Below are 6,323 nucleotides of genomic sequence, written 5' to 3'. Positions count from 1 at the left end.
GTGATCTTCTTCTGCGTGATTTGGGGTATTATTCGGCAAGCCTTATCAAGGAAATCGAGAAGATGGGAGCTTTCTATATAAGCAGGGTTCCAAGCCAGACAAAGTTTTGGTTGGGTAGTTCGAAAGAAGGGTGGATTCAAATCAAGCCTGAAAAAGACTTGAAGCCGAAGGCTACAGGAGAAACTGTTGATTATGGGTTCATCAAAGTCGGGGGCGATCCACGAAATTCATTCATAGGGCGCGTTGTAGCCCAGAAACTTACTCCGGAACAACAGAAAAGGCGTGAGAGGGCGTTACAATTAAAAAGGCAGAAAGGTCACCAAACCCTTTCTGCCAAACAAAGAAATAATGTTCAAATCCTTGTCACCAATGTAACACAAGAAGATTTGAACGCTCAAGACCTTTATCCCCTTTATTCCATAAGGTGGCAGGTTGAGATCTTATTTAAAGCCTGGAAATCCCTCTTTGAAATTGATGAGATCCGAAAAATGAAACAAGAACGTTTTGAATGTCATTTATACGGCACGTTAATTGAAATCCTTCTCTCTTCCATGATGACCTTCCAGTGTCGATATTATTTGTATTGGAAGCACCAGACAGAGGCAAGTGAATACAAGTGCATGAATCTGGTGAAAGAGGCACTTCCGTACCTCGTATCCCCCAGCCAATCCGATACAAAGAGTGTATGTAAGCTGATGGAAGCTATCTTTGAAAATGCCAGGCGACACGGAAGAAAAGAGCATAGGAAAAAGCATACTAGTCCGTTTGACATTTTAGGAATAGCTTATAAATAAGGCGTTAAAGCCAGTGTTTTTGGATTGATGAATTTGTATAGTGAAAGTTAAGGTTATGGTTGGAAAAATATTGAAAAAGAGATCGGTCATAACTCTCTTTTCGCAACACTCATTGTTAGCTTGACGGTTATGGGGAAACGGTGAGACTCCCGTGGGAGAAGGATCTAGGCAAGACCCCGGAAGACGAAGTCTGAGGAGGCTTGCCAGGTCCCCCACAGGAAAGCGAACCGTTTCCCGGAGCCCCTAAACACAAATATTATCTCGAAATCAAGTCTTCGACTTTACGAATCGATAGTTGAATAAGCCTCTTATGAAAAATCAAAGTAATAAGGATGATGGAGCATTAGCTCATCGGTGGGATGTAACGGTTCATCCGGAGAATTCCGATCAAGTGCTGGTAATATAACGCTGTTTCATAAAATTCATCGGATGGTTTCACGGTCAATGGAATGATCGTTTTTTCAAGGCGTTCTGCCAAAGCTTCGAACATTTCATAACGCTGGGTTTTCTTTTCTTCCGGATCCGGGACCCCTTCCCGGCATATATAAATTGGCTGGAATTTATCGGTGCCGGATGGTTCCAGGACAAGCGCCAGAGAAACAACCTGCTGACCTTTTTTAATTGTCGAAAATGTCATTATATGTTTGATACGACCCGCCATATGATCACCGATATCAATCAACTCGTATAAGTCGGATGTTCCTTCTCCCAATTCAATGAATTTCTGGTTCATCTATTTGCCACCTCATTTTATGTAATGTACTTTCGCATTAACTTTAGCATGGAATAGCAAAGTTGTGAACGGAAAGAAAATATCATACTGGATGGAAGAAGGGAGAGAAAAATAAAAATAGGGCTGTCCGGCTAGTGCGTGAAGACATTGCCTTTCGACATATATCTCCATATGCATAAGCGGACAGCCCGTCTTTTTGTTTCCGATTTGGAGAAACAAAAAGCAAAGGGAGAGGAGAAACCGGAGGAAGGCTTATGGGGATGTAAGCCTTCTCCGTCTTCTAAAGCAGTAAGCCATTGCCTCCTGCTTCATTGGTTATTATGAACCCTTCCTTTTAAATTTATACAACATTCTTCATGAATTATTTGTTTAAAAGGAAGTTTCACGAAAAAGACAGTTTGTGGTAGGATAATGGAGAATGATTCGACAACTCTTCGCCAACGCGCGAGCCGTTTTTAGTGAATCAGCTTGATAGCTGTAGGAGGGGATACATATGAGAGTGATTGCTGGTGAACATAAAGGAAGACAACTTCGCCCGGTCCCCAACCGGCTTACCCGGCCGACCACGGATAAAGTGAAGGAAGCGCTGTTCCAAATCATCGGTCCCTTTTTCGAAGGTGGCCAGGCCCTTGATTTGTTTGCTGGAAGTGGGGGATTAGGAATCGAAGCGATCAGCCGTGGTATCGACCACTGTGTCTTTGTCGATAAGCACCCGAAAGCGATTCAGACAATCTATGACAACCTGAAAGCTCTGAAACTGGAAGAGCAGACAGAGGTGTTTCGTACCGATGCTTTCAGGGCGATGAAGGCGGCAGGGAAACGTGGCTTGAGCTTTGACTTGATATTCCTTGATCCTCCATATAAAAAAGTTTCCTATGAGAAACTGGTCGAGGGTATCAACGAACATCAGTTGTTGAAAGAAAATGGAATGATCATTTGTGAGCATGATGCTGATGAACACTTGCCTGATCAGCTGGCAGGGATTCCATTATTCAAACATGAAATCTATGGTGGTACGATTGCCATCAGTATATATCAGTAAGGAGGATCTAGCATGACACGACTTGCCATTTGTCCAGGCAGTTTCGACCCGATTACATATGGACATCTCGATATCATCCAAAGAGGTGCCAAAGTTTTTGACCATGTCATCGTCGCCGTTTTCAATAACCAATCAAAAGCCCCGCTATTCGATGTGGAAGAACGAAAGGCACTGATTGAAGAAGTCACAAAGGATATTGAAAACGTTTCCGTGGATTCCTGCGGAGGATTATTGATGGAATACGCACAGAGCAAGAACGCCCAGGCGATTTTACGCGGACTTCGGGCCGTCAGTGATTTTGAATATGAGATGCAAATCACTTCCATGAATAGAAAACTGAATGAAGAAATTGAAACATTCTTCATGATGACCAATAACCAGTATTCATTTTTAAGTTCCAGTATTGTCAAAGAGGTGGCAAAATATCAAGCGTCTGTTTCTGATCTTGTACCTCCACCTGTTGAAGCTGCTTTAAAGGAAAAATACTTAGGTTAATGGGAAATAATAAAACCTGCCGATCGTATCAAGGCAGGTTTTATATTATTTAAAACTATGGGATTCTTTTCGTTGTTTCCATAGGATGAGACAACCCGTCATCAGGCTTGCGATCGTTATCAACGGACCATAGTAGGATAACTGTTCCAATAAGTCCATCGCCCAATTATGAGCTCCTATCTTTGATAAAACAGGTACTGACCCCGATGACCCATCTGATTGTGATACGTATAAGGGATGAAAAAGCAAGATACATAATATGCTGGCAAAGACCCCATGCATCAGGCGGCCGATGAAATAAGGGAGAAAACGTACATCCGTTTCGGCAAGTATGCTCGCTACCTGGGCCTGAACGGAGAAACCGTTGAAACCCAGAATGAAGCTGACTGCAATAGCTGCATAGAGCATTTCTACTCCGGATTGCGAAATCATCTGAGAACCCATCGTGATTTCCATCAGTCCTGAAAAGATGGGGATGCTCAACACTTCAGGCAAGTGAAGCAGCATCAACAGAAAACTGAAACTGGCGGCAATGACTTCGGTGATGCCTGTGACGAACAAAAGTTTGTTCAATACAGAAAATATGATAATGAAACCACCAATCATCAAAAGGGTTTGCAAAGAAGATAAAACAGCATCTCCGAACATTTTTCCGAAAGGCCGCTCGTCCTTAATACGAGTTTTATGAAGTTCACGGAAGGCGCGTTTCAGGGAAAAGCCTTCTGAACTTTTTTTTGAGCTTCCAGTGTCTTTTCGGCAGTAAAAGCGCATGACAAGGCCGACCATCGTATTACCGGCATAGTGGCTTGCTGCAAGCAGAATACCAAGGGAAGGATCATTGAAAAAGCCGACAGCGATAGCTCCGAAAATAAATAAGGGGTTGGAAGCGTTCGTGAAGGAAACCAGTCGCTCAGCTTCGATACGGGATAATTGCCCTTCCTGTCGAAGCCTTGCTGTTATCTTGGCGCCTGATGGGTAGCCGCTCGCCATTCCCATCGCCCATACGAAACTTCCCGAACCAGGCACATTAAACAATGGCCGCATAATCGGTTCGAATAAAACACCGATGAACGTAACCACTCCGAACCCGATCATCAATTCAGAAATGATGAAAAAGGGAAGCAGGGAAGGAAATACGATTTCCCACCACATATTCAACCCCCGGATGCTGGCGGATAAAGCCTGGTCTGGGTATTTGATTAATAATATCGCGAAAAGAATGGTGAATAGGGCGAGGATGAATGATTTCACTTGTGATTTCATGTCCGCCTCCTTAAGAAAAAAGCATTCAGATTCCTGTACTTCTATTTTTATACGTAGTAGAATGTTTACAATTAAGACAAGCATACGTTCGTCTTTTAAAGATATGCACATAGTGCCTCCAGATATGCCATAAAATAGTTGTAAATACCATCAGGGAGAGATCATAAGTGAAGCGTCCAACAATCGGTCTGGCTTTAGGTTCAGGTGGAGCACGAGGCTTTGCACATCTGGGAGTGATAAAAGCCTTGCATGACCACAACATTCCTGTCGATTTGATAGCGGGCAGCAGTATGGGGGCGCTGGTAGGCTCTTTTTATGCAGCAGGCCAGAAAATCGAGGATTTATATAAGCTTGCAGCTACTTTTAAAAGAAAGTATTACCTGGATTTTACCGTTCCTAAGATGGGATTTATCCAGGGGAAGAGAATTAAAGAATATATCCGTTTGTTCACATACCATAAGAAAATTGAAGAATTTGTTATCCCAATGGGTGTGGTGGCTACTGACCTTTATGCAGGTACGAAACGGGTGTTCATGACAGGTAATGCCAGCGATGCGGTGCGAGCAAGTATCAGCATACCGGGAATTTTCGTCCCTGAAAAAATAGACGATCGCTTGTACATAGATGGCGGCGTCATTGATCGGGTTCCCGCCTCGGTGGCGAAAGAAATGGGAGCAGATATGGTAATTGCCGTAGACTGTGCTCAATTCAGCGGCGATGCTGATATTAATTCTATCTATGATGTCATCACGCAAAGTATTGATATCATGCAGGATGAGCTGGTTACTCACTTGGGAGTATCTGCAGATATCATGATTCAGCCGGACGTATCCCGTTTCAGTACCAGAGCATTCACAGACATTGAAGAAATCATCAAAGAAGGGGAGAAAGCTGCAAAGGCCCAAATCAGTAACATCAAGGGTCTTTTGGCCAATTGGAAGGAGTCTTAGCATGAGATTAAGCAGGCGTTATATTATCACTGCAATCATTACTGTTTTATTAGCATTATTTTTAGGCGGCTACCGGTTGCCTTTTTATATTTATAAGCCTGGAGGAGCAGAAGAGCTCAATCCTGTCGTGCAGGTTGAAGGAGCTTATGACAGTAAAGGGGAAATGCACCTCGTAACGGTAAGAGGAGGGCAGGCGACACCGATCCAGTATCTGTTGGCAAAAGTCAGGCCGTTCCATCAAATATATCCACTGGAAGATATTCGTCCCGAAGGAATTTCAGAAAGTGAATATTATCATGCTCAGCTGCAAATGATGGAGTCATCTCAGGAAGCTTCACAGGTTGTAGCCTATAAAGCGGCAGGTAAGGACATAGAAATCCAATATGAAGGTGTCTATGTAATGAACTTGCTGGATGGGATGCCCGCAGAAGAAGAATTGAAACCAGGTGACCGCATCACCCGGGTTGATGATAAGAAAGTCACTGAATCCAGTGATTTAGTGGATTATGTAGATAAAATGGGAGAGGGCGAATCGGTTAAGCTGACCATCGAACGGGATGGAGAGGAAATGGTCAAAGAAATTGAACTTGCCCCTTTTCCAGACCAAAAAGATAAAGTTGGAGTCGGCATTACCCTCGTTACAGATCGCAGTGTCGATGTCAATCCTAAGGTGCAGTTCAAAAGCGGAGAAATCGGAGGGCCAAGCGCCGGTTTAATGTTCTCCCTGGAAATTTATGATCAACTAACGGAAGAGGACATTACCAAAGGATATAAAGTAGCCGGAACAGGTGAGATATCCTATGAAGGCGAAGTAGGAAGAATCGGTGGCATCGATAAGAAGGTGGTAGCGGCTGACAATGCTGGTGCTGACATTTTCTTCGCCCCGAATGATGAAGGCAAAGAAGGGTCCAACTACGAAGTTGCCCAGAAAACAGCACAGAAGATAGAAACTGACATGGACATCGTTCCGGTTGATACCTTCCAGGATGCGCTCGACTATCTGAACCAAATAGAACCGAACGAATGAAAGTAAAAGGAGCTGGTCA

Annotated in this window: 7 protein-coding genes; 5 read left to right on the top strand and 2 right to left on the bottom strand. The window is 43.6% G+C overall.

From position 1 onward, the window contains the following. Positions 1–794: IS4 family transposase (locus ACGTN9_RS08640; protein ID WP_499591929.1), on the top strand; the 794-nt coding region annotated here is incomplete at its 5' end. 343 nt (positions 795–1,137) lie between these two features. On the opposite strand, the gene ACGTN9_RS08635 is transcribed toward ACGTN9_RS08640, so the two are convergent. After that, positions 1,138–1,527, bottom strand: a complete 390-nt coding sequence (locus tag ACGTN9_RS08635) for a DUF7147 family protein (RefSeq protein ID WP_499591928.1) — start codon at positions 1,525–1,527, stop codon at positions 1,138–1,140. 493 nt (positions 1,528–2,020) lie between these two features. Between ACGTN9_RS08635 and rsmD the strand changes: the two genes are divergently transcribed. Together rsmD and coaD are read left to right on the top strand one after the other, a co-directional pair. Next, positions 2,021–2,569, top strand: coding sequence for a 16S rRNA (guanine(966)-N(2))-methyltransferase RsmD (gene rsmD / locus ACGTN9_RS08630; protein WP_499591927.1), 549 nt, complete (start codon positions 2,021–2,023; stop codon positions 2,567–2,569). Between the two features lie 12 nt (positions 2,570–2,581). Beyond that, positions 2,582–3,064, top strand: coding sequence for a pantetheine-phosphate adenylyltransferase (gene coaD / locus ACGTN9_RS08625; RefSeq protein ID WP_093046605.1), 483 nt, complete (start codon positions 2,582–2,584; stop codon positions 3,062–3,064). Between the two features lie 45 nt (positions 3,065–3,109). Here coaD and ylbJ read toward each other — a convergent pair whose 3' ends face one another. Next, positions 3,110–4,327, bottom strand: coding sequence for a sporulation integral membrane protein YlbJ (ylbJ, locus tag ACGTN9_RS08620; protein ID WP_499591926.1), 1,218 nt, complete (start codon positions 4,325–4,327; stop codon positions 3,110–3,112). A 167-nt stretch (positions 4,328–4,494) separates the two neighbouring features. Between ylbJ and ACGTN9_RS08615 the strand changes: the two genes are divergently transcribed. After that, on the top strand, positions 4,495–5,277 hold the full coding sequence (locus ACGTN9_RS08615; protein ID WP_499591925.1) for a patatin-like phospholipase family protein: 783 nt from the start codon (positions 4,495–4,497) through the stop codon (positions 5,275–5,277). A 1-nt stretch (position 5,278) separates the two neighbouring features. Then, on the top strand, positions 5,279–6,304 hold the full coding sequence (locus tag ACGTN9_RS08610) for a SepM family pheromone-processing serine protease (protein ID WP_499591924.1): 1,026 nt from the start codon (positions 5,279–5,281) through the stop codon (positions 6,302–6,304). Positions 6,305–6,323 lie beyond the last annotated feature (19 nt).

The sequence above is a fragment of the Halobacillus sp. B23F22_5 genome (assembly GCF_043497085.1).
Lineage (GTDB): Bacteria > Bacillota > Bacilli > Bacillales > Halobacillaceae > Thalassobacillus.
The sequence above is the reverse complement of the archived record's forward strand: the minus strand, read 5'-3'. Positions and strand labels throughout refer to the sequence as shown.